The organism is Scytonema hankhaensis NUACC26, from assembly GCF_045865695.1.
Lineage (GTDB): Bacteria > Cyanobacteriota > Cyanobacteriia > Cyanobacteriales > Nostocaceae > Scytonema.
Window position 1 is genome coordinate 1 of record NZ_BAACAP010000206.1, and the last position, 22,569, is coordinate 22,569.

The following is a 22,569-nucleotide window of genomic DNA, read 5'->3' on the forward strand; positions in this document are numbered from 1 at the left end:
ACGGGAGGAGCAGCGATGAATGCGATGATGAAGCAAATGGTAGCGGCGAGGAGGGTAGGAATCATCAACACGCCAAACCAGCCTACATAAAGACGGTTTTCGGTGGAAACGATCCAGTTACAGAACCTCTCCCATACGTTTCCGCTTTCGCGACGCTGTACAGTTGTGGTCATAATTTGTTATGAGTGCTTAAATTGCTTAACTAATTGCAATACAGGAATACTTTTTTCCTGTATTATTCTGACTGTACATGAATTTACTGAATTTGAACTATTAAAATGTTATTAATCTTTCTTATAGCTAATATAATATTTTCTTATGCATCAAATTATACCCGCAGAATAGGCTAAGCACTCAGTGCAAAATACTTTATTACACCATTGGGTGGACATTGCCTACCATTTGCGTTTTGTGCGGCATAGCCCTACCTACTACGGTTTTTCCAAAAGCATATGCTGAGTTAATCCTCATATCATCAAACTTAGGGGATATTCTGCAAGAAATTTCTATTTCAACAAGCAATATGACGGAGTTTCCGAGGAATGCATTCCCAGGCTGTACCTGGGAACGAGAGGAAACAAGATATTAAAATTTAATCCTGTCTATAGGTATTGTCTTTAGCATCGATTAACCACATTTTTTCTAGAAAGACTCTTCGCCGACGAAGAACAACAGTACGATATCTTTTATAAGTTGTCATTCCCAATAATAAAACTATGGGTAAAGAAATAATAAAAAAGCCTATAAGATTGAGAGTATAGGCATCAGCAGCGCCCTTAGAATAAGTATTTACATTTGTGGTTGGCTGGGTGCTGATGTGATGTGGCATTGATACCTCCGGAGATTTTTTAGTGGAACTAACCGAGACTTCACACAGAACGTTTCATTTTACGCAATACTCAGATAAATTTCCGGGTACATTGCCTAATTCAAGCTCATTTCCTTTGTACTGTCATGGTCTTACTGCTTTCTTACAGATAAGTCAAGATAGTACAAATACTTATTTTTTGAGCTAATATATTGTATTTTTTGTCGCTTTATGGTATGCACAGAAATGCAATCCGTTCTGTATGCGGACATAATTTAATGTGGACTAACGTCCTAAGATACAACTAAAAATCCAAAATCCAAAATCTAAAATTTAACTTCTAATAATGCTTTACAGACGATTTGGGCGCACAGAATTAAAAATGCCAGTTTTTTCCTGCGGTGGCATGAGATATCAGTACAAATGGCAAGATGTCCCACAGTGGCAAATTCCCCGCGCTCGCCAGGAAAATCTAGAAGCAACGATTCGACGGGCACTAGAATTGGGAATTAATCATATCGAAACCGCTCGTGGTTATGGTAGTTCTGAAATGCAGTTGGGAAAAATTTTGCCAACTTTTGAGCGCGATCGCGCGATCGTCCAAACTAAAATTATCCCTAAAGCTAATGTTAAGGAATTTCAACGAGATTTTGAAAAATCACTCAAAAATCTTCGTTTAGACTACGTTGATTTATTAGGAATACACGGTATTAACAATACAGAGTTATTGAATTACACTATTCGTCCTGGTGGTTGCTTGGAGTACGTGCATAAACTTCAAGCAGAGGGAAAAGTAAAATTTGTTGGTTTTTCTACACATGGCGCAATAGATATTATTATCGAAGCAATAAATACCAACCAGTTTGATTACGTCAATTTGCATTGGTATTATATTAATCAAGTTAACTGGACTGCTATTGAGGCTGCTACCCGCCTCGATATGGGAGTATTTATCATTAGCCCATCGGATAAAGGAGGAATGTTATACAAACCACCACAAAAACTCGTAGAACTTTGTCAGCCCTTAAGCCCAATGGTTTTTAACGATTTATTTTGTTTAAGCTATTCCCAAGTTCATACATTAAGCGTGGGTGCAGCCAAACCGCAAGATTTTGACGAACACTTAAAAACATTAGATTTACTAGACAATGCATCGGAAATTTTGCCACCTATTTTGGCTAGGTTGGAAGAAGAAGCAATAGCGATTTTGGGAGAGGATTGGGTCAAAACTTGGCATATTAATTTACCAACATATGAGAAAACCCCAGGTCATGTAAATATTCCAACAATTTTGTGGTTGAGAAATTTGGCTGTGGCATACGATATGGTGGAATATGCCAAAATGCGTTACAACCTGCTTGGCAATGGAAGTCATTGGTTTCCTGGTCGTCAAGCAGATAAAATCCCTCAATTAGACTTGCGGGAATGTCTCCGTCTCAGTCCTCATGCAGAGAAAATTCCTCGCTTTTTAATAGAAGCACATCAGATGTTGGCAGGTGAAGCAAGACAGCGATTGTCACAAAGCTGATAAATTATGAATTATGAATTATGAATTATGAATATGACTGTTAATCGTCGTCATTTCTTGTTCTTGCTAGGAGCTGGTGCTGGGGTTTTGGCGCTAGATGCTGGTGCTTTTGCACAACAGGCTCCCACAAGAAACCAACCCAGTTCTAATACATCAGGTGCTATTCAACTACCACCACTACCCTATGCGTACAATGCGTTGGAGCCTCATATCGATGCAAAAACAATGCAGTTTCATCACGATAAACACCATGCGACTTATGTAAAGAATTTGAATGCAGCATTAAACAAACATCCAGAACTCAAAGGGAAAAGCGTTGAAGATCTGCTCCGCAACATGAATAATGTACCAGAAGATATTCGTACAATAGTACGCAATAATGGAGGCGGTCATGTGAATCATGCAATGTTTTGGAGAATCATGAAGCCAAAAGGTGGTGGAGAACCCACAGGTGCGATCGCATCTGCCATTACAGAAAATTTTGGCAGTTTCGCAAGTTTCAAAAAGCAATTTAATGAAGCAGGTGGGGGTCGATTTGGCAGTGGTTGGGTTTGGCTCGTTCGCAATAAAGATGGCAAACTAGCTGTTATGACGACACCCTACCAAGATAATCCTATAAGTGAAGGTAACTACCCAATTATGGGTAATGACGTGTGGGAACACGCATATTACCTGAAGTATCAGAATCGTCGTGCTGATTATTTAAACGCATGGTGGAATGTTCTGAACTGGGATGAGATTAATAAGCGGTTTGCAGCATCCAGTAAAAGGCAGTAGGGGACTGACAATCCTCATTGCTCGTCATCCCCAAAGGGGAACTCAAGTTCCCCACTTACGTTTTCAACTTTTTTCCTAGCATTTGAGAATTTAAAGATTTTGACAAAAATTATTAAGATAATTGTAAAGTTCGCGAAATAGAGGGCATCTTTGTTGAACTTCATTTAGCTGTATTTGCAATAATAGTAAAGGAGTGTGTAACCCTTTAGAAAAGCGTGTTACGCTGCGATCGAACTCATCTAAAACACTTGACTCAATAAGTGCCTAAAAAGGAATTAATCCTCTAACTTCCGCTTCTCCACCGCCTGCAAAAACCCATATTACCACGGCCATCCTCCAATACTGGGATCGCCAACACGATATAAATCACCTAATTACCATCCTTCTTCAAGCTTTGAAGCGAGCATTTCTTTGGAGAGTGTTTTAATAGAGAAATGGGTTTCATCTTTTGAAGAAAAACAAAGAATATTCTCCAAACAATCAGTGAACAGCAGGACTAGCTACAGTGCCATCTAAAATTCTATTACCACCAATTTGGGTAACTGCATTCTCAAAACTACTGATACCCCGACTTTCATCAGGAATATTAATTAGGCTATCTTTTAAAAGTTTTAAGCAATTGATAAAGTTACTTTTACCCGAGCCGTTAGAACCGATAAATACATTGAGATTTGTGAGATTAACTCCTCTATCTAAAGATAAATTTTTATAATTTTGGGTAGCTAGAAAGCGAAGAAGGGGTTGATTCATGACGATGGAAGTCAGTTTGTAGATGGCTAATTGTTATTAGAAGCGTATTTTTTCGTTAACGTCTTATAAATTGTATATAAAAATCATATTTAATTTGTAACAATTTCTGTGCCTAGATCCCCGACTTCTTCAAGAAGTTGGGGATGTGACTTTCCATGCTCAAAGAGGTTTTTGCGTAGGGACACCAACAGCACGAGGAAACTGAGATGGTGTAGTTGCTACTTTACGTAAGTAAAGACAGTGACGAATGCTGTGAGTGAGGGGAGTTGTAAATTCTTCGACTGATTCAATTGTGCCACCTAATTGTTGAACAGCATTTTCTAAAGATTTTGCTTCATCTTCCGTCCAATTACCCCGGTAAATGATGGCTAGCCCGCCCTGTTTCAACAACGGTAAGGTATATTCAGCGCAGACAGAAGCTGTTCCGACAGCACGGATGAGAGCAACATCATACTTTTGTCGGTGTTGGTTTTGATGGCTAATCTCTTCTGCTCTACCAGTCACCGTGTTAATGTTGCTCAGGTGAAGCTCGTTTTTTACTTTATCAAGAAAAGCAATTTTTTTCCGAGTGGAATCCAGAAGAGTTACAGTGCTATGAGCAACAGTCATGGCTACTGGGATACCTGGAAAACCAGCACCGGTTCCAATGTCGATGAATGTGGGGGATTGGGTATTGGGGATTGGGTATTGGGGATTGGGGATTGAGTATTGGGGATTGAGTATTGGGGATTGGGGAACTCGGGGTCCCCTCTGGGGATAAGGGGCGATGGGTATTGGGGGAGATGAGGGTGTAAGTTCTTCTTTGTCCCCCGTGTTTTCTTGTGTTTGTCCTGAAAGCAAAAAAGCAATTCCCCGTAAAGAATCCCAAAGATGCTTTTCCCAAAACTCTTGAGGATCGGTAATGCGGGTCAAATTTTGCTGGCTGTTCCCGGATAAAATTAACTCGTAAAGCTTTTGAAACAGCTCTTGCTGTTGGACTGTGGGAGTCCAATTCATGGTTTGCTGCCAGATATTTACCATATCAGGTAAAAAAGGCGGATTCAAGTTATTCACAATTTAATGGTTTGCCGATAAACTTTTGCTATGCCAAGGACTGTATAGGAAGACTGCGCGTAGAAGTTGCAGATTTTTCATGAGGACTGTTATCGGTTAGTAGTTAGTGACTATGGAATGTAGTCACTTAGCATTTCACCACTAACCAATAACCACTAACTACTAACAGCCTTCATGCCAAATATGTAAATTCAATACGTAACAGCTTAAAGCAGTATCTTAAGTTACATTTTTTAGTGAAAATGCTACGAATTTTTTACAATAGCATCTTGCATTAACCCTGACAACTGCTTAATATTTTAATTCCTTGGCTCATATCTCAAGTCTCTTCCTTGAGTTTATCAAGCATACACAGAACCCTGCTTTGTTCGACCATGAAAAAAACTACTTTAACAACTGCATTATTCGCCACTTGCGCTTTGCTGCTAACAGCGTGCGGTAGCAGTCCAACCAATAGCACCAATACGGGAACTAACGGTAATACCAGTACTAGTTCTACAACTAATACAGCTGCAACGACAAACTTATCTAGTGGAATTCCCATCGGTATTGCTTTTGCACAAACTAGTAATGTCGCTTTGCTAGGTCAAGAAGGTGTTGCTGGTGCAAAAATTGCCGAGAAATATTTTAATGATAAAGGCGGTGTTAATGGCACTCCAATTAAACTAGTGTTCCAAGATACTAGTGGTGATGAAGCAGGGGCTATTAACGCTTTTCAAACTTTAATTAACAAAAATAAAGTGGTTGGCATTGTCGGTCCCACTTTGTCACAGCAAGCTTTTGCAGCCGATCCATTTGCTGAAAAATCTAAAGTTCCAGTGATTGGAGCATCAAATACTGCAAAAGGAGTTCCAGAAATAGGTGATTATGTCGCACGTGTATCAGCGCCTGTTTCTATTGTTGCTCCTAATTCAGTAAAGGCTGCTCTTAAACAAAATCCTAACATTAAGAAAGTAGCAGTCTTTTTCGCACAAAATGATGTTTTTAGTAAATCAGAAACAGAGATTTTTCAGAAAACAGTTAAAGACCAAGGATTAGAAATCCTCACCGTTCAAAAATTTCAAACAACTGATACCGACTTTCAAGCCCAAGCCACTAATACGATTAATTTAAAACCAGATTTAGTTATTATTTCGGGTTTGGCTGCTGATGGAGGGAATTTAATCCGACAATTGAGGGAATTGGGTTATAAAGGTTTAATTATTGCTGGAAATGGTTTGAATACGGGAAAAGTCTTTGCGGTATGTCAATTATTTTGTGAAGGCGTAATTATTGCTCAAGCATACAGCCCTGAATACTCTGGAGAAGTTAATAAGGAATTTCGTGCTGCTTATTTAAAGCAGTATAATGAAGAACCACCCCAGTTTAGCGGTCAAGCTTTCGCAGCCGTGCAAGTGTACGTTGAAGCTCTGAAGTCTTTGGATAAAAAATCAAAAATTAGTACATTACCCTTGCCTCAATTGCGTACCCAACTAAATAAAGAGTTACTATCAGGAAAGTACAGTACGCCTCTAGGTGACATTGCTTTTACTCCTGTAGGTGAGGTGATTCAAAAAGAATTCTATGTTGCTCGAATTACGATGGATAAAAATGCAAAGAAAGGGAAATTTGCAATTTTGAAGTAGTTATCAAGGGATTGGCGATTGGCGATTGGGAAGATTTTACCCAGTACCTAGTACCTAGTCCCCAGTACCATACCCATAGCCCTAAAAGATGAACATAAGTCTATTTTTACAACAATTTCTGAATGGGTTATCTATTGGTAGCGCCTACGCTATTTTTGCCTTGGGATACACTCTGGTTTACTCTATTTTAGGCATCATTAATTTAGCTCATGGTGCGGTTTTTACCTTGGGTGCATATTTTACGTATGCACTCATGGGTGGTACTTTCGGATTTAATGGTGTTCTAGCTAATGCAACTCTGCCAATACAATTACCCTTCCCTGTCGCCACGATCGCAGGAAGTATTTTTGCTGGGCTGATTGGTGTGGCAATTGAACGCATAGCCTTTCTCCCTTTACGACAACGAGGTTCCGATCCATTGCTAACGGTTGTTTCTAGCTTGGGTGTAGCAGTCGTTATTGTTAACTTAATACAGTATTTAGTTGGTGCAGAAAGTTATACTTTTCCAGGAAATACTTACGGTAATTTACCCGCCGCTATTAACTTTGGTACGCCAGAAAACCCGATTCCTATTCGTACCGTTCAGTTGGTGATTTTTGCCATCTCTATGACAGTTGTGACAATTCTGACTTATTTTATTGGTAACACAAAGTACGGCAAGGCAATGCAGGCGATCGCGGAAGACCCAACAACCTCAAGTTTATTAGGCATAAACAGCGATCGCTACATCATACTGACATTTTTCATTAGCAGTTTTATTGCGGGAGTAGCGGGAACTCTAGTAGCTACAAGTGTTAGCATTGCTGGACCCTACTTTGGACTTGCTTTTGGGTTGAGGGGTTTATCGGTAATTGTGTTGGGTGGTTTGGGTAGCATACCTGGTGCAGTGTTGGGAGGTTTAGCGATCGGATTAGTAGAAGCGTTTGTCCCTGGAGAGTATTCTGGTTATAAAGATGCCGTTGCTTTTGGCATTTTGTTTATTATGCTGTTAGTGCGACCCCAAGGTTTACTGGGTCGTCGGTTTATTCAGAAAGTTTAGTTTATGGAAAGTTGAAATATGTCCTCTACAGCGATTACCATCATAGTCAAAATGATGGAATCATTACCTGAAGACTTACAAAACCAAATTGTTGAACATCTTCGCGAGTATATTGAAGATTTAACAGATGAGGTGCAATGGGATGCTACATTTCAAAAAACTCAAGAGCAACTTGTAGCTGCTGCTCGAAAAGCTAAACAGGAAATTGCGTCTATGAAAGGCTGCACCGGTAGCTTACAACTACATTACAGGTGACAACACTTTATGACCGAATTTTTCGCGACTTACGGAGCTCTTATTGTCTCTATGGTACTGGGGGCGCTTCTAGGGCTATCTCTGTACTTACCTCTGATGGCTGGACAATTATCTCTGGCGAGTCCTGGCTTTTATGCTTTGGGTGGGTACATTGCTGCTATTCTCTCTACAACTGTTTTTTCTACTACTGGAGTTTTTCCCATTCCATTGCTATTGCTGGAAATGCTGATAGCAGGTATCGTTTCTGGTTTACTGGGAGTGGTGGTAGGAGTTCCAGCGTTGCGGTTGCGGGGGATTTATTTAGCGATCGCGACTATTGCTTTTGTCGAAGTTCTGCGAGTCTTAGCCCTAAATTTAGATATAACAGGTGGGGCTGTAGGTATTTTTGGTATCCCTCAACCCTTCTCCGAACCCATTGAATACTTACGGATTGCACTACCATTACTTATTGTGAGTATGGTACTGATTTATCGTTTAGAACGTATCAAAGTTGGGAGAGCATTCTTAGCTATTCGTGAAGATGAATTAGCTGCGGGTGCAATGGGTATAAATTCGACGTACTACAAAGTACTGGCATTCACTCTAGGATGTATTCTTGCGGGAGTTGTTGGTGCTATGAGTGCTCACGTTCTCAACACCTGGAATTCACGTCAAGGGACTTTTGATACGAGTATTAATTACCTCACTTTTGTGTTAATTGGTGGTTCTAGAACTTTTTTAGGTTCAGTAGTCGGAGGTATGGTATTCACAGCTTTACCTGAGGTGTTAAGAGCAATGGCAGATACAGGCGGTTTACCTTCATGGTTAGCACAATTATTGCGAGATGGCAGGTTAATTATTTTTGGTCTGTTGATTGTCATTGGAACTATCTTTTTTCCACAAGGTCTGGTGACTCCAGATATATTTAAGAAGCGCCGAAAATCAGTGACCAGTGACCAGTGACCAGCGATCGGGGAGAAATGACAAAAAATTCGGAATTATCTTTATTAGAGGCTAAAAACTTAACTCGCCGTTTTGGGGGTTTGGTAGCAGTCAATAATGTATCTTTTCATGTAAATAAATATGAAATTTTTGGACTCATCGGACCTAATGGTGCTGGAAAGACTACACTATTCAATTTAATTACAGGCTTGATTACACCGTCTAGCGGTCAATTGGTTTATCAAGATAAAAATATTTCTCAATTGCGTCCCCATCAAATTGCTGGTTTGGGGATTGCACGGACGTTTCAAAATATACGCTTGTTTGGCGAACTCTCAGCTTTAGAGAATGTCATCATAGCACGGCATTTGCATACCAAGAGTAGTACGATCCAGGGAGTTTTGGGATTGCCTCCTGCTCCTAAAGAAGAACAAAACAGCAAGCGAAGAGCGGTAGAATTATTAAGGCTGGTTGGTTTAAGCGATCGCTTGGATGAAAAAGCGAAAAACTTTTCCTATGGCGACCAAAGGCGTTTGGAAATCGCCCGCGCTCTTGCTTTAGAACCACAGGTGTTACTTTTAGACGAACCGGCTGCAGGTATGAATCCTAGTGAAAAGCACCAATTGAGTGAGTTTATCCGCAACTTACGCGCCAGCTTTGACTTAACCATCGTTTTGATTGAGCATCATGTACCCTTGGTTATGGGTTTGTGCGATCGCATTGCTGTTTTGGATTTTGGTCAACTCATTGCTTTGGGCGAGCCATCTGTTGTCAGAAACAATCCGGCTGTGATTGAAGCATATTTGGGGAATGAATAAATATATTAACCGCAACCTTAACGCAGATGAACGCTGATAATTTGAGGATTTTGGAGATTAAAGACCTTTATGTGAATTATGGAGGTATTCAAGCTTTAGAGAATATTAATTTGTTTATTAATAGTGGGGAGGTTGTGACTCTTATAGGTGCTAATGGTGCTGGGAAAACAACGACTCTCCGCGCTATATCTAAGGTGGTTAATCCTCGTCGTGGTGAGATTCTTTATAACGGGCGCAATATTACTCGCCGTCAGCCTCATGAAGTTGTGCAACTCGGTATTGCTCACTCTCCTGAAGGACGGAGGGTATTAGCACGACAAACTGTATATGATAATTTGTTATTGGGTGCTTATATTAGAAGCGATCGTGCAGAAATTAAAGCAGACATTCAGCAACAATTCGATCTATTTCCCCGTTTATCACAAAGGCGCAATCAATTAGCGGGAACTTTAAGTGGGGGGGAACAACAAATGTTAGCTATAGCCCGTGCTTTGATGAGTAGACCCAAGCTTTTGCTTTTGGATGAACCTAGTTTGGGTTTAGCACCTGCTATAGTCAGAGAAATTTTTAGCATTATTGAAAATTTACGTGCTACGGGCGTGACGATTTTGTTAGTCGAACAAAATGCCAACCTCGCTTTACAAATTGCAAATCGCGGTTATGTTTTGGAAGCTGGTTGCATCACTCTATCAGGTCGAGCATCGGAATTGATAACTGATGAGCGAGTTAGAAAGGCTTATTTAGGATAAGTTGGATTGACTTGCAGATCTCAGTTTTTTCTCTGAGAAAATCTAATACCCTATAGAAAATATTACAAGAAAAATTTCCGGATTGTTGTATTATGAGTGAAAAAGGAAGCGCTCATGTTCACGACAAGAGCACTTCCTCTAAAAAAAATAAACTAATCTTATATCTGGAGCGATCTTAGCATGACTAAAGCATCAGAAACAGCTCTTGCTGGGAATTTTTCTGAAACATTTGCCGGGGAAGTTCAATATCTCATTCGTCAATTAGCGCAACCGGGTAAAGACCTGATAAAAGAAGTCATTGGCGAAATTACTTACACAAACCCATCTTTATTACTTGGAGCCGCTAAAATTGGGTAACTATTGTTATTCCTCAAAGATAAACTCAAGCCCAAGCAATATGAAGAAGCTCTAGTCGATTCTCTCAGATGGATATCGGGCATTGCCAACCAGTTGTTGAAGCTAGCCCCGATACTTGGAAGCTTTACCACAAAACAACTCGAACAAATCAATCGCAACCTCACTTCATCAGCACTCTACAAATTGGCTACAGGTCGGACGCCAGTAGAAGTGATTCAGTCCATGCTGGAAAAAGCCTGCACCCAAGAGGTGTCTAAGAAAGATATTCAAGTTGAAACCAAGAAACACAAAGAGAAGCAACCGAAGAAAGAGCCAACGTCATGGAGATATGTGGGTAATGGTAGAGAATATCAGCCCCCCAGAATCTCTGAAAAAGCAGGCTTGATTGTGGAACAACTCAGCGAACAAAACGAAACGCCGCGACGTAAAGTCATTGAAGAAGCGGTGTTGTTGCTAGCAGAGAAATTCCAGCAAGTACTTTTCGCGGTGGCTTGATTCCGATTTCATATATATCGTTTTTGACTAGACCCTTGAGAGGTTGGATCGTGCTTTAATACAAATTGTCAAGTTGTTATTAAGGCTGCCCCATTTTTTGTAGCATGGTCTCCCGGCTACTAAGCTCCCGCATATTTTAGGTGTAAAGTTCCTGTTTTTTCTCCGAAAAAATTTAAAATCCTCTAGAAAATTTTACAAGAAAAATTTCCGGATTGTTGTATTATGAGTGAAAGAGGAAGCGCTCATGTTCACGACAAGAGCACTTCCTCGAAAAGAAATAATTTAAAACTAATTCTGGAGACGATCTTAGCATGACTAAAGCGCCCGAAGCAGCTCCTGCTGCGAATTTTTCTGAAACATTTGCTGGGGAAGTTCAATATCTCATTCGTCAATTAGCGCAACCGGGTAAAGACCTGATAAAAGAAGTCATTGGCGAAATTACTTACACAAACCCATCTTTATTACTTGGAGCCGCTAAAATTGGGCAACTATTGTTATTCCTCAAAGATAAACTCAAGCCCAAGCAATATGAAGAAGCTCTAGTCGATTCTCTCGGATGGATATCGGGCATTGCCAACCAGTTATTGAAGCTAGCCCCGATACTTGGAAGCTTTACCACAAAACAACTCGAACAAATCAATCGCAACCTTACTTCATCAGCACTCTACAAATTGGCTACAGGTCGGACGCCAGGAGAAGTGATTCAGTCCATGCTGGAAAAAGCCTGCACCCAAGAGGTGTCTAAGAAAGATATTCAAGTTGAAACCAAGAAACATAAAGAGAATCAACCGAAAAAAGAGCCAACATCATGGAGATATGTGGGTAATGGTAGAGAATATCAGCCCCCCAGAATCTCTGAAAAAGCAGGCGCAATTGTAGAAAAACTCAGCGAACAAGATGGGAAACCGCGACGTTTTGTTATTGAAGAAGCGGTTGTGTTGCTAGCACAATTTCAAGAAGTACTCACTGTAGCTTAATTCCGATGTCATGTCTTTTTTGACTAAAGTAACCTTTTCTCTTCACTTTACCACTATTAATTAGTAGAGTTGTTTAGCGAGGAAGACGTGTCCGAACAAAGCGCTCCGGAGTTAGTTTTTCTGTCACGACAGGGAAATAAAGCTGCATTCGGTCAACTTGTGTTGCGTTATCAACCCATGGCACAACGCCTTGCTACACGAGCGGTTGGTAATGAGGATTTGGCTCAAGAGCTTGTACAAGAAGCAATGCTGCAAGCCTATCTCTCACTAGAGAAACTTAACGACCCAACATGCTTTAAGAGTTGGCTATACGGCATTGTTCTCAATATTTGCCGGAACGAATTGCGTCGTCGTAAGGTCATCTGTTTTTCTCTAGAGGCAATGGTAGGGAATTTAGTGGAGGAACCGCTACCAATCTCTGGAAGTTTACCCGATCCTCAAGTAGTGGTAGAACAGGAAGAACTTCACACAGCATTACTAAAAGCAGTTGATACTCTATCTCCGAAGAATCGCTCAGTAATTCTACTATTTTACCATGAGGATTTCAGCCTACAAGAAGTAGCCAATCGCTTAAATATTTCAGTCAGTGCAGTAAAAGGACGCTTACACAAATCTCGTCATCAACTCCGAGAGCAATTATCGCTCCTTCAAGATCGAATTCAACCTAAGTCACTCCAGGAAATTAAAACTATGACCGACAACGCTTCTGTCCAAACCAAGCCAGAACTTAGTTGTTCATTTTGTCGCAAAACCTCAGAACAAGTTGAGCTTCTTATTGCGGGTCCAGCAGGTGTATTCATCTGCAATAGTTGTGTAGATATTTGTAATCAAATTATTAGAGGAAAAATTCCTCCGTCTCCCTTAACTGAGGAGCAAGTTGAAAAATTGATGGATTCAGGCAAGTTGAAGGACTGAATTTGCATCGACTTGCAGCAATGGTACTTTTGCCTAATTTTCCCATACCATGAATTAAAACCCCACCTCTTCTGAAAGAGTTGCGATACGGCAGTGTAGCCGTTAAGCTTCGCTTATCGCGCTTATGTCAAAGGTGTAAAATTCCTGTTTTTTCTCCGAGAAAATCTAAATTTCTCTAGAAAATTTTACAAGAAAAATTTCCGGATTGTTGTATTATGAGTGAAAGAGGAAGCGCTCATGTTAACTGCAAGAGCACTTCCTCAAAAAATAAACATTAAACATTAATTCTGGAGACGATCTTAGCATGACTAAAGCGCCCGAAACAGCTCCTGCTGCGAATTTTTCTGAAACATTTGCTGGGGAAGTTCAATATCTCATTCGTCAATTAGCGCAACCGGGTAAAGACCTGATAAAGGAAGTTATCAGTGAAATTACTTACACAAACCCATCTTTATTACTTGGAGCCGCCAAAATTGGGCAATTATTGCTTTTCCTCAAAGATAAACTCAAGCCCAAGCAATATGAAGAAGCTCTTGCCAATTCTCTCGGATGGATATCGGGCATTGCCAACCAGTTATTGAAGCTAGCCCCAATACTTGGAAGCTTCAGCACAAAACAACTCGAACAAATCAATCGCAACCTTACTTCATCAGCACTCTACAAATTAGCCACGGGTCGGACGCCAGTTGAGGTTATTCAATCGATGCTGGAGAAAGCTTGTACTCAGGAGGTTTCTAAGAAAGATATTCAGGTTGAAACCAAGAAATACAAAGATAAGCAACCAAAGAAAGAGCCAACACCATGGAGATATGTGGGTAATGGTAGAGAATATCAGCCCCCCAGAATTTCAGAGAAAGCAGGCGCAATTGTAGAAAAACTCAGCGAAGAAAATGGGAAACCGCGACGTAAAGTCATTGAAGAAGCAGTGTTGTTGCTAGCAGAGCAATTCCAACAAGTACTTTTCGCTGTGGCTTGATATTGATTAGAATTGAGTGACAGCCTAGTAAAAGAAAAACCCTTCAATGTCTTCTGTTCGCCTTATATCGCCTTTGACTGCTACTTATCAGAACTTAATTGAGGCTTATCAAAGCGATTATGGCATTCTCTACCAAGGCGATTGTCTCAAGTTTTTAAATGCTCTTCCTGATACGTGTGTCGATCTCGTATTTGCCGACCCACCTTTCAACTTAGGTAAGGATTACGGCAAAAGTGTGAACGACCAGATGAAATCTGAGGAATACCTTGAATGGTCAAAATAGTGGCTGAGTGAAAGCATTCGTGTTTTGACGCCAGGAGGTAGCTTATTTATTTTTAACTTGCCTAAATGGTGTATTGAGTATGGTGCGTACCTCAACCAAAAAGGTATGCTTTTTCGCCACTGGATTGCCTGTAGAATGCCTAAAGCTTTTCCTCGTGGCAAGCGAATGTCTCCTGCTCATTATGGATTGCTTTACTATACAAAAGGAGAACCCACTGTTTTTAATAAAGTATATACACCCATTCAAGTTTGCCGACATTGTGGAGGAGAAATTCGAGATTACGGCGGACACCGTAAAAAGCTAAATCCTCAAGGCATCAATTTGATGGATATTTGGGATATGCCTGAAGATGTGTGGGAAGATACATCAGGCTACAGCACTGAAGAAACTTTTTGGACAGAACTTGAGGAAATATGGAGCGATATTCCACCAGTACGACATCGCCAGTATAAAACAAGGGGTGCGAATGAATTAGCTCCTCCGCATGCTAGAACGTATCATTGCTATGGCATCAAACCCAGGACAAATAGTTATCGATCCCTTTGGAGGTTCTGGGACTACATTCTATGCAGCAGAGAAGTTGCATCGATATTGGCTAGGTACAGAAATTGGTGATGTTGAACCAGCAGTGAAGCGACTTGGAGATTTAGCAAATGGGAAACTTGATGAATGGGAATCAGCTAGAGGGAGGAAAAAAGTAAAAACGTTGCAAAATAATTCCAGACAACTAGATTTATTTTCATAAAAGTTAAATAATTTGAGTGAAGTTCTAGATTAGAGCACGACCATCTGTTCCCTTTGTGATTCTTGCTATATTGCTGTCTTGAGCATCATGTTCAACTACAAACACAGCAAGGAATCCTTCATTAATGTTCACTGCTCGCCATACATCAAAGTAAGGTTCTAATTCCTCATAATTTCCTACTCTGTCAGTAAGATAAGGGTAAAGTTTCCTACTAGGAAGCACTAAAGCTGAACCTAAAAACACACCCCGCAAGAGACCAAGAACTAGTTCATTGATTGCACGGTGACTTGATGAAATATTACCAGTTTCCCATTCAAGGGTAAAAAGGTGTCCGTTTAAAGCTTTTGTTGCATCAACTCGTCCAGGTGATTTAGTTGCATACGTTATTTTTGTTTCCAATTGCCAACCAAAAGTTTGCTTAAGCACAGCCATACAAGCATTTTTAATAGGCTTAACTCCATTCCCATGGGGTGTTGGATTAATCGTGAAGTTTGAAGTGCCAGGAGGCCAAACAATTAACTGAATAGCTCGGCGAATTTCCTCCTTGGATGGTAGACCATTGTTGAGACTCCTCAAAGTTACCACAACTAATTAAGGATACTTCTTGCACAATTTTCACAGTTTAGAAATATTCGTTTTTTGATTTTTATTTGGTATATATCTCGTAATTAATTTTTGAAATACACGTAGGGTGGGCATTGCCCACTAGTAGTATCATATGTGCGGCATAGCCCTACCTACAGTACTTAGAAAGTTTCATAAATTATAGCGATTCTCACTTGAATGAAGTACAAATTTATCTGCGTTCGTCCGCTACAGGTTGCGGTTCAAAACTTTTTTATGTATTGCACCCAATTGAAAAGCGCTATATTTATGATACCTATATATACAATGTAGTTATTATAGGAGTGTTTATAACTAAACTTATAAAGTACCACAATAGGTCAGTTAGATGAATTAGATAGGCAAAAGCATGACTATTATCCCAATATACCAGAAGCAACAACTCATCTTTGAGCAATTCCTCGAGCAGTATCCTGAAGATGGTCGTTTTGAGTTAGTAAATGGAGAGATTGTGAGAGTTCAAGCAACTAGACAGCATGATGATGTAGCAGATTTTTTAGCAAAACAATTAGATAAAGAAGTTGACCGTTTAAGCTTGAACTATAAGGTGTCTGGTAGGATCGCGATCGCAACTCTAACTAAGGATGGTCAGGAGCAAGGACGCTTTCCTGATGTCAGTGTAATCAGTTTGGATATATGGCGTAATAATCGTGCTGCTTACTCCGCACTACGCGAACCATTGCAAGTTGTTGTGGAAGTTGTATCAACAAACTGGGAAGATGATTACATTGATAAGTTAGATGAGTATCAACGTCTAGGGATTTTTGAGTACTGGATTGTAGACTACCTAGCTATTGGTAGCAGAGTTTATCTGGGAAAACCCAAAGTTCCCACTGTTTTTGTTTACCAATTAGATGATAAAGGAATTTACCAGCCTACTGCCTATAGAGGTAGCGAGCGAATTATCTCCCCTACTTTTCCGGAGTTACATTTAACTGTCGAGCAAATTTTAAGCGTTTAGAAATTAATTGTTACGAGTAAAACATAGTGATTCTAAATCATTTATGAAAAATTCTAAGTACTTTAGAGGAGCCGCCCTCTTGCGCGTCTTGATGTGCGTTGAGAGGAGTGGTGTTGGGCAATGCCCACCCTACTTTTATGTATCTTAGAAACTCCGATGAGCAATTGCTGAAAGTTTCTCTGAGTAGATTTACAGTATTTGAAAATTCCTCCAAAGCTTATAATAGGTGCTTGGAAAATTCAAGAGCATTCCTTCTTGCGCTACATACCCGATGGTCTAATAGGAATTGTTCTTAATTAATAACTCATAATACTGAGGTAACTACAATGGATTATCGGATAGAAAATCTGCTGAATCGCCAAATTGAGTTGATCGATCGCTTACAAGATAGAGCTGATGAAATCTTGGATTGGAGAACTTCTCCGGATAATGCCGAAGCTGTTTTGGGATATTTTGACGCTCTCGAATGTGCTGTAGAAAGCTTAGGAGGTTTATCTGAGCTTTATCAAAAGTCCAAGGATTGGAATTTAGAGGAAGGGAAAGATCGTAGGAGCGATAAGCCGGGGACGGCTTACGCCAAAGGCGAACGCGACAGAGATGATGAAGATAGAAATGATTACCGTATAACGAGTCGCGATCGCGATGACAGGGATGAATACCAAGATAGAAGAAGATTATAGCAGTCTTGCCAACCATCCCTATTAAGCTTGGGAACTATATTTCATACCTACCCATTTACTTGCAATAGGCATTCGCCAACCAGTGCCAAAAGCGCGGTCAGTAATCTTTAACCCTGGAGGTGCTTGCCTTCTCTTAAATTCTGCACGCGCAACCAAATCGATAACTCTATCTACAATTCCCGGATCGTGACCTACAGAAACAATTTGTGCGGGGGATTGGTGGGAATGAATCAAACGTTCTAAGATATCATCCAAAACATCGTAGGGCGGAAGAGAATCCTGGTCAACTTGACCGGGTTTAAGTTCCGCACTAGGTGGTTTACTCAAGACGTTTTCTGGAATTACCGATTGGGAATTGGAAGGTATTTTCCCCAATCCCAACTTCTCACTGAAGCGCGCCCGATCGTTCAACCACCGACAAATTGAATAAATGCGAGTTTTAGGAACATCAGCAATAACTGCCAATCCACCATTCATATCCCCATAAAGAGTGCAGTAACCAACCGCAACTTCTGATTTATTACCAGTCGATAAGAGGAGATGACCGAATTTGTTAGAAATTGCCATCAATAAATTACCTCGAATTCGAGATTGAAGATTCTCCTCTGCCAATCCAAACTCCGTTCCTGCAAACAACTCGGCTAAAGTATTGTCATAACCTTCCATCAACGTTCCTATTGGTAAAATCTGAGTTTTAATCCCCAAATTATTCGCCAATGCCAAAGCATCACCGATAGAATGATCCGAACTATAAGGTGAAGGCAAAAGAACACCGAGGACATTTTCTTGACCGAGTGCTGCAGTCGCAACAGCAGCAACCAATGAAGAATCTATACCGCCGCTCAAACCCAGCACCACTTTAGAAAAGCCGCACTTACGCACGTAATCCCGCAATCCTAAAACCAAAGCGTGCCAAATTTCCTCATCTTCAGACTCATATCTTGGTGCAATGGAAGCGACTTGCAAATCTCTCTGCACCTTATCAAATTCCACCACAACCAAGTCTTTCTCAAAACCCAAAGCACGGCATGCCATTTCACCTTGACGATTGATGGCAAAACTTCTGCCATCAAAAATTAAATCGTCATTTCCTCCAACCTGATTGGCGTAGATAAGGGGTTGCTGATAGCGCACGGCACCATGCTGAAGCATTTCTTCTCGAAATTTCTGTTTCCCAACACTGTAGGGAGAAGCCGACAAATTCACCACTAAATCCACACCTAAAATCGCTAAGTCAGCAATTGGATTGGTGGTGTAACTGCGTTTGCCCCAAAATTCTTCATCATTCCACAAATCTTCGCAAATAGTAACGCCGATATTAATATCATCTAAAGAAAAATAATTTGCTTGTAATCCCGGTTCAAAATATCGGTTTTCGTCAAAGACATCATAAGTAGGCAAAAGGCGTTTGTGGAAAATATGCTGTACTTTACCTTTTTCCAGCAAAGCAATACTATTAAATAATGTTTTACCACCATTGCTATGTGCTTTGATATTCTCATCAACAGTTCCTACTAAAACAGCAATTTCTGGCGGTAAATCTCTGGCTAATTGTTGCAAGTTAAAGTTCATTGCCTGTAGAAAACTAGGATTCAGCAATAAATCTCTAGGAGGGTAACCACATAACGAAAGTTCTGGAGTTAATAGCAGACGGACACCAACACTTGCGGCTTTTTTTGCCATTTCCAGAATCCCTTTTGCATTACCGGGTAAATCACCAATAATAGGATTAAGTTGAGCGATCGCAATTTTCATATGAATTTTCAATGTTGTTAAAGATTCATTAAATAAAAACTAAAGGTTTATCTTTAAATGGAGCAAAAGCTTCAGCATCAAACCGATATAAACTTGCTGGACGACCAGCCCCTCGCGACACCTTAATTCCTGTATCGCATAAAAAACCCAACTTCAACAGGCGAGCGCGGAAATTAGAATAATCAGAAAAGTTTTCCCCCAAAACCGTAGTATATAACTGATATAAATCATTCAAAGTAAACATTTCCGGCAAAACTTCAAAAGCCACTGGGCTGTACTCCAACTTATTTCGCAAACGCCTATGTCCGTAAGCCAAAATTTCGTTATGGTCAAAAGCCAATTGTGGCACCTGCTTTACAGGATACCAAGCGATTCCCGTCATGCGATCGGCAATTAATTCTGCTTCCTCAAATCGCACGAGAGCAAAATAACTTACCGATAGGTAACGCACGCCATAACTATCACTAGCTTCCCTGGGGTCGCGTTCCGGTCCTCCAAAGGTATACAACTGCTCTAAATAGAGATTTTTTGCCCTAATTTTCTCTGACAAAATGCGATATGCTGCATCTTCCAAAGACTCGCCTTGACGCACCAAAGTACCGGGAAGACTCCAATGATTCAAAAATGGCTCCTGCTGTCTCATCACTAATAAAACAAGCAGGCGGTTTTGGGCAGTATCTACAGAAAAAATAACATTATCCACACCAACCTTAAAATCTGCTAGAGGAGGTTGGTTGAGTGGAGCAACAAACTTTCTTTGGCTGCGTCCCGGCATAAGAATCAATTATTCTTTGTCATTTGTCCTTTGTCATTTGTTGTTTGTCCTTTGTCATTGGTCGTTTGTCATTTGTAAAAAATTAATAACCAATGACTAATGACCAATGACCAATGACCATTTATACAAATGCTCCTTATGAATGTAGTCAACTACTAAAGGTGTGAGGGCTTCGCTATCGCCACTTTCTCGATATGCAGTTGAAGAAACATCTGGACCGATAAAGTTGGCAAACTCGATTTTTCCTCCTAGTTTTTGTACGGTATGTACGCTAGATTCTTCTACAATGAATCCCGGACGTGGTACGACTAGAAGTTGTACTTGCTGTAATAACTCTTCTATTCGGTACCATCTTGGCAGTTGAGGTAGTAAATCCGAACCTATTACTAACGTAAACTCCGATTCTTCTCCCCAACGAGCTTTTGCCTTTTCTAATGTTTCTAGCGTTCTCAAACTACTTAATTGCTGTTCCAATCCTATATTGTCTTGTGGCGCATCTATATCTTTAATTAACAAATGCATCATTGCCACTCGATGCTCTAATCTTGTTTGATGGGATTTAAATGGATTGTCTGCAGCCCAAACTGCTACCCAATCGTATTTATTAGATAACCATCTGATAATAGCTTGATGTCCTGCTGTTGGTGGATCGGCACTCGTACCAAATAATGCGATTCTCATGGTTAGTAGTTAGTAGTTAGTAGTTAGTGGTTATTAGTTAGTGGTCATTGGTCAGGTGATTACTGGTCACTGGTCACTGGTTACTGGTCACTGATTGATTTTCTGGTTTGTTGTGTCAGTTCTTCTAGGGCGGGAGAAATATCTACGTGTACTGATACGGGGTTATCTATTTGCCTGGCCTCTTCTGGTAAACTGGCGACAGCAGCAGTGGTTCGCTGCCGAATTTGTGCTATGCTTTCAAGCGATCGCACTCTTTGACCTTCTTTCATAAAGAGCTCCAGTAGAGGTTGTGCCTCCAAATAATTTTCTGTAACCAGTCCCAACTTATCAGCGATCGCCTTACCTCTTTTGAAAGTACGAAGAATCTGCTTGCGCCCTGGATAAGTTCCTTTGCCAGTTGATTGTTTCATCACTGGGATACCATCTATTTCCACCAGTTTGTAGACTCCGTTTACGGAAGAACCTGTCACTAAACGTGTTCCCAAACCATAACCATCAATCTCAGCACCTGCAGCTTTTAATTTTGCTATTTCCCACTCATCCAAGTCCCCACTGGCAAAAATCGATACTCCAGGAAGCAACGACCTCATTTGTTTTGAGAGGGATGCCAAATCTCCTGAGTCTATCCTGACTCCAGATAATTCCATTTCCCCAGCATTAACCTTTTCCGCCAAACGACGGGCAGCAGCTATTGAATCATAGGTATCAATTAACAACGGCGCACCTGGAAAATAACGGTGAAATGCGGTAAAAGCTTGTTCTTCGTTACCTTCCATTGCTGACAATGCCATAACTAACGAATGAGCCATTGTACCACTGGGCTTTTGCCCCAGTTGCAGCGCTGCTAACACATTTGATGTCGCATCCAAACCTCCAGCTAAAGCCGCACGTGCTGCCCATAAAGAAGCTTGGGGACTAAATGCCCTTCTTGTGCCAAATTCCAACAGTGTCGCATTCTCAGATGCTACATCGCGCAATCTTGCTGCCCGTGTAGCAATTAAACTTTGATAATTCAGAGTGTTTAACAAGTAGGTTTCCACCAACTGAGCTTGCCAGAGAGGTGCTTCTACTCGCAACAGTGGTTCGTGGGCAAATACGGCTGTTCCTTCAGGTACTGCCCAAACATCTCCTGTAAAACGTTCTTCACCGAGAATTGACCAAAAGCGAGTGGGTGCATGTGTAAAAATTCCCGTCGCTTGTAAAGCTTCTATTTGAGAAGCGCTAAAGCGAAAATTTTCCAAATATTCTAAAGCTTGTGCCAAACCCATTGCAATTAAATAACCAAAATTTTTTGGCAAACGTCTGACGAACAACTCAAAACTTGCCCGCCGTTGCTCTACACCTTCTCCGGTGTAACAAGCTGCCATCGTCAATTGGTAAAGGTCTGTCAGCAAACTGTAGTCAAGAGATGAAAACGTTAACTCTTGATTTTCCAAATGCTGCTTCTGGCTGTCTGTAGATGCATAGTTCAATACTGGGAAACTGGTCATGGCATAACGCTCTTGGAAGAAAGCTTATGATTTATGGTAGTTTTTACCATAAATATTGTCAACTACCAGATTGTGTTTTCTTGAAAATGCCCAAAATCCGTATTTCTACGTCGTGCATATTATTATCTTAATCTATTATTTAACCTTTTTTAATAGTTGTATGTGGTAATAAAGAAAAGTAAGAGAGCATGAAAGTCAGAAAAACTAGTCTTTTCCCCTTAGTACTGCTCTTTTCTCAGCTTAACTATTGCAAATATCTGTCTCTTATTGTTGCGGATAGTATAAATATATTTCTCATGAGAGACAAGAAAGAATTGTTGACTAAACTAGAAAAATATAACAATTCAAGCAATTACAAACAAGGGAGTATTGGTATTATGGCTATCTCTAAGATGCTTGCTAATTTCACTCAGTTTGTTTCCGAAGCAGCAATGCGGATTTTTACTCCTACTAATGATGCCTATCCAAACATTGGCGTACAGCCTTTTACAGGCGATCCCTATAACCAAAAAACAGACAATAGGTGGTAAGG

26 protein-coding genes and 3 pseudogenes are annotated in these 22,569 nt (G+C 40.5%); 20 read left to right on the forward strand and 9 right to left on the reverse strand.

Annotation, left to right across the window (positions count from 1 at the left end; translation table 11 throughout):
• A pseudogene (locus ACKTT2_RS24810) lies at window positions 1-173 on the reverse strand (photosystem II q(b) protein); the annotation flags it as partial.
• A gap of 419 nt (window positions 174-592) precedes the next feature.
• Window positions 593-829: a hypothetical protein gene (locus ACKTT2_RS24815; protein WP_407891525.1), complete on the reverse strand. Its 237-nt coding sequence runs from the start codon at window positions 827-829 to the stop codon at window positions 593-595.
• 325 nt (window positions 830-1,154) lie between these two features.
• On the opposite strand from ACKTT2_RS24815, the gene ACKTT2_RS24820 reads away from it, so the two are divergent.
• Both ACKTT2_RS24820 and ACKTT2_RS24825 read left to right on the forward strand, forming a co-directional pair.
• On the forward strand, window positions 1,155-2,336 hold the full coding sequence (locus tag ACKTT2_RS24820) for an aldo/keto reductase (protein ID WP_407891527.1): 1,182 nt from the start codon (window positions 1,155-1,157) through the stop codon (window positions 2,334-2,336).
• 33 nt (window positions 2,337-2,369) lie between these two features.
• On the forward strand, window positions 2,370-3,113 hold the full coding sequence (locus tag ACKTT2_RS24825; protein WP_407891662.1) for a superoxide dismutase: 744 nt from the start codon (window positions 2,370-2,372) through the stop codon (window positions 3,111-3,113).
• Between the two features lie 480 nt (window positions 3,114-3,593).
• On the opposite strand, the gene ACKTT2_RS24830 is transcribed toward ACKTT2_RS24825, so the two are convergent.
• Window positions 3,594-3,863, reverse strand: coding sequence for an AAA family ATPase (locus ACKTT2_RS24830; RefSeq protein WP_407891529.1), 270 nt, complete (start codon window positions 3,861-3,863; stop codon window positions 3,594-3,596).
• 159 nt (window positions 3,864-4,022) lie between these two features.
• A complete protein-coding gene (rsmG, locus tag ACKTT2_RS24835) occupies window positions 4,023-4,916 on the reverse strand; it encodes a 16S rRNA (guanine(527)-N(7))-methyltransferase RsmG (protein WP_407891531.1) in 894 nt (297 codons plus the stop codon).
• 374 nt (window positions 4,917-5,290) lie between these two features.
• Between rsmG and ACKTT2_RS24840 the strand changes: the two genes are divergently transcribed.
• The 15 genes and pseudogenes from ACKTT2_RS24840 (at window position 5,291) to ACKTT2_RS24910 (ending at window position 15,071) form a co-directional block, all read left to right on the forward strand.
• Complete coding sequence (locus ACKTT2_RS24840; RefSeq protein WP_407891533.1) at window positions 5,291-6,541, forward strand: ABC transporter substrate-binding protein; 1,251 nt, start codon at window positions 5,291-5,293, stop codon at window positions 6,539-6,541.
• A gap of 88 nt (window positions 6,542-6,629) precedes the next feature.
• A complete protein-coding gene (locus tag ACKTT2_RS24845; protein WP_407891535.1) occupies window positions 6,630-7,580 on the forward strand; it encodes a branched-chain amino acid ABC transporter permease in 951 nt (316 codons plus the stop codon).
• Window positions 7,581-7,598: 18 nt separating this feature from the next.
• Complete coding sequence (locus ACKTT2_RS24850) at window positions 7,599-7,835, forward strand: hypothetical protein (protein WP_407891537.1); 237 nt, start codon at window positions 7,599-7,601, stop codon at window positions 7,833-7,835.
• A 9-nt stretch (window positions 7,836-7,844) separates the two neighbouring features.
• Complete coding sequence (locus ACKTT2_RS24855) at window positions 7,845-8,777, forward strand: branched-chain amino acid ABC transporter permease (protein ID WP_407891539.1); 933 nt, start codon at window positions 7,845-7,847, stop codon at window positions 8,775-8,777.
• 17 nt (window positions 8,778-8,794) lie between these two features.
• Window positions 8,795-9,574, forward strand: coding sequence for an ABC transporter ATP-binding protein (locus tag ACKTT2_RS24860; RefSeq protein ID WP_407891664.1), 780 nt, complete (start codon window positions 8,795-8,797; stop codon window positions 9,572-9,574).
• A 26-nt stretch (window positions 9,575-9,600) separates the two neighbouring features.
• Complete coding sequence (locus ACKTT2_RS24865) at window positions 9,601-10,323, forward strand: ABC transporter ATP-binding protein (RefSeq protein WP_407891541.1); 723 nt, start codon at window positions 9,601-9,603, stop codon at window positions 10,321-10,323.
• Window positions 10,324-10,503: 180 nt separating this feature from the next.
• A complete protein-coding gene (locus tag ACKTT2_RS24870) occupies window positions 10,504-10,680 on the forward strand; it encodes a hypothetical protein (RefSeq protein WP_407891543.1) in 177 nt (58 codons plus the stop codon).
• A gap of 3 nt (window positions 10,681-10,683) precedes the next feature.
• Window positions 10,684-11,175 (forward strand): hypothetical protein, encoded by a 492-nt coding sequence (locus tag ACKTT2_RS24875; RefSeq protein WP_407891545.1) that lies wholly within the window; start codon window positions 10,684-10,686, stop codon window positions 11,173-11,175.
• A 311-nt stretch (window positions 11,176-11,486) separates the two neighbouring features.
• Window positions 11,487-12,152, forward strand: a complete 666-nt coding sequence (locus ACKTT2_RS24880; protein WP_407891547.1) for a hypothetical protein — start codon at window positions 11,487-11,489, stop codon at window positions 12,150-12,152.
• Window positions 12,153-12,239: 87 nt separating this feature from the next.
• Window positions 12,240-12,848: pseudogene (locus ACKTT2_RS24885) on the forward strand (RNA polymerase sigma factor); the annotation flags it as partial.
• Window positions 12,843-12,989 (forward strand): annotated as a pseudogene (locus ACKTT2_RS24890) (ClpX C4-type zinc finger protein); the annotation flags it as partial. The pseudogenes ACKTT2_RS24885 and ACKTT2_RS24890, both read left to right, overlap by 6 nt.
• Window positions 12,990-13,371: 382 nt before the next feature.
• Window positions 13,372-14,043: a hypothetical protein gene (locus ACKTT2_RS24895; protein ID WP_407891549.1), complete on the forward strand. Its 672-nt coding sequence runs from the start codon at window positions 13,372-13,374 to the stop codon at window positions 14,041-14,043.
• Window positions 14,044-14,089: 46 nt separating this feature from the next.
• Complete coding sequence (locus tag ACKTT2_RS24900) at window positions 14,090-14,326, forward strand: hypothetical protein (protein ID WP_407891551.1); 237 nt, start codon at window positions 14,090-14,092, stop codon at window positions 14,324-14,326.
• Between the two features lie 57 nt (window positions 14,327-14,383).
• Entirely contained in the window at window positions 14,384-14,941 is a 558-nt protein-coding gene (locus ACKTT2_RS24905; protein WP_407891666.1) for a hypothetical protein, read from the forward strand.
• Window positions 14,832-15,071: a DNA methyltransferase gene (locus ACKTT2_RS24910; RefSeq protein ID WP_407891553.1), complete on the forward strand. Its 240-nt coding sequence runs from the start codon at window positions 14,832-14,834 to the stop codon at window positions 15,069-15,071. The genes ACKTT2_RS24905 and ACKTT2_RS24910 overlap by 110 nt, the downstream gene beginning before the upstream one ends.
• Window positions 15,072-15,095: 24 nt before the next feature.
• Here the strand turns inward: ACKTT2_RS24910 and ACKTT2_RS24915 are convergent, their stop codons facing one another.
• Window positions 15,096-15,656 (reverse strand): PDDEXK family nuclease, encoded by a 561-nt coding sequence (locus ACKTT2_RS24915; protein WP_407891555.1) that lies wholly within the window; start codon window positions 15,654-15,656, stop codon window positions 15,096-15,098.
• 388 nt (window positions 15,657-16,044) lie between these two features.
• On the opposite strand from ACKTT2_RS24915, the gene ACKTT2_RS24920 reads away from it, so the two are divergent.
• Window positions 16,045-16,656, forward strand: a complete 612-nt coding sequence (locus tag ACKTT2_RS24920) for a Uma2 family endonuclease (RefSeq protein WP_407891557.1) — start codon at window positions 16,045-16,047, stop codon at window positions 16,654-16,656.
• 326 nt (window positions 16,657-16,982) lie between these two features.
• Window positions 16,983-17,336, forward strand: a complete 354-nt coding sequence (locus ACKTT2_RS24925) for a hypothetical protein (protein WP_407891559.1) — start codon at window positions 16,983-16,985, stop codon at window positions 17,334-17,336.
• A gap of 21 nt (window positions 17,337-17,357) precedes the next feature.
• Here ACKTT2_RS24925 and ACKTT2_RS24930 read toward each other — a convergent pair whose 3' ends face one another.
• The 4 genes from ACKTT2_RS24930 to ACKTT2_RS24945 form a co-directional block, all read right to left on the reverse strand.
• Window positions 17,358-19,091 (reverse strand): NAD+ synthase, encoded by a 1,734-nt coding sequence (locus ACKTT2_RS24930; protein WP_407891668.1) that lies wholly within the window; start codon window positions 19,089-19,091, stop codon window positions 17,358-17,360.
• 28 nt (window positions 19,092-19,119) lie between these two features.
• On the reverse strand, window positions 19,120-19,866 hold the full coding sequence (locus ACKTT2_RS24935) for an NUDIX hydrolase (RefSeq protein ID WP_407891561.1): 747 nt from the start codon (window positions 19,864-19,866) through the stop codon (window positions 19,120-19,122).
• Between the two features lie 96 nt (window positions 19,867-19,962).
• Window positions 19,963-20,547: a nicotinate-nucleotide adenylyltransferase gene (locus tag ACKTT2_RS24940; protein ID WP_407891563.1), complete on the reverse strand. Its 585-nt coding sequence runs from the start codon at window positions 20,545-20,547 to the stop codon at window positions 19,963-19,965.
• A gap of 80 nt (window positions 20,548-20,627) precedes the next feature.
• The gene (locus tag ACKTT2_RS24945; RefSeq protein WP_407891565.1) at window positions 20,628-22,037 is read right to left on the reverse strand and encodes a nicotinate phosphoribosyltransferase; all 1,410 of its coding nucleotides are present in this window, start codon (window positions 22,035-22,037) and stop codon (window positions 20,628-20,630) included.
• A gap of 296 nt (window positions 22,038-22,333) precedes the next feature.
• On the opposite strand from ACKTT2_RS24945, the gene ACKTT2_RS24950 reads away from it, so the two are divergent.
• Window positions 22,334-22,567, forward strand: a complete 234-nt coding sequence (locus ACKTT2_RS24950) for a hypothetical protein (protein ID WP_407891680.1) — start codon at window positions 22,334-22,336, stop codon at window positions 22,565-22,567.
• Window positions 22,568-22,569 lie beyond the last annotated feature (2 nt).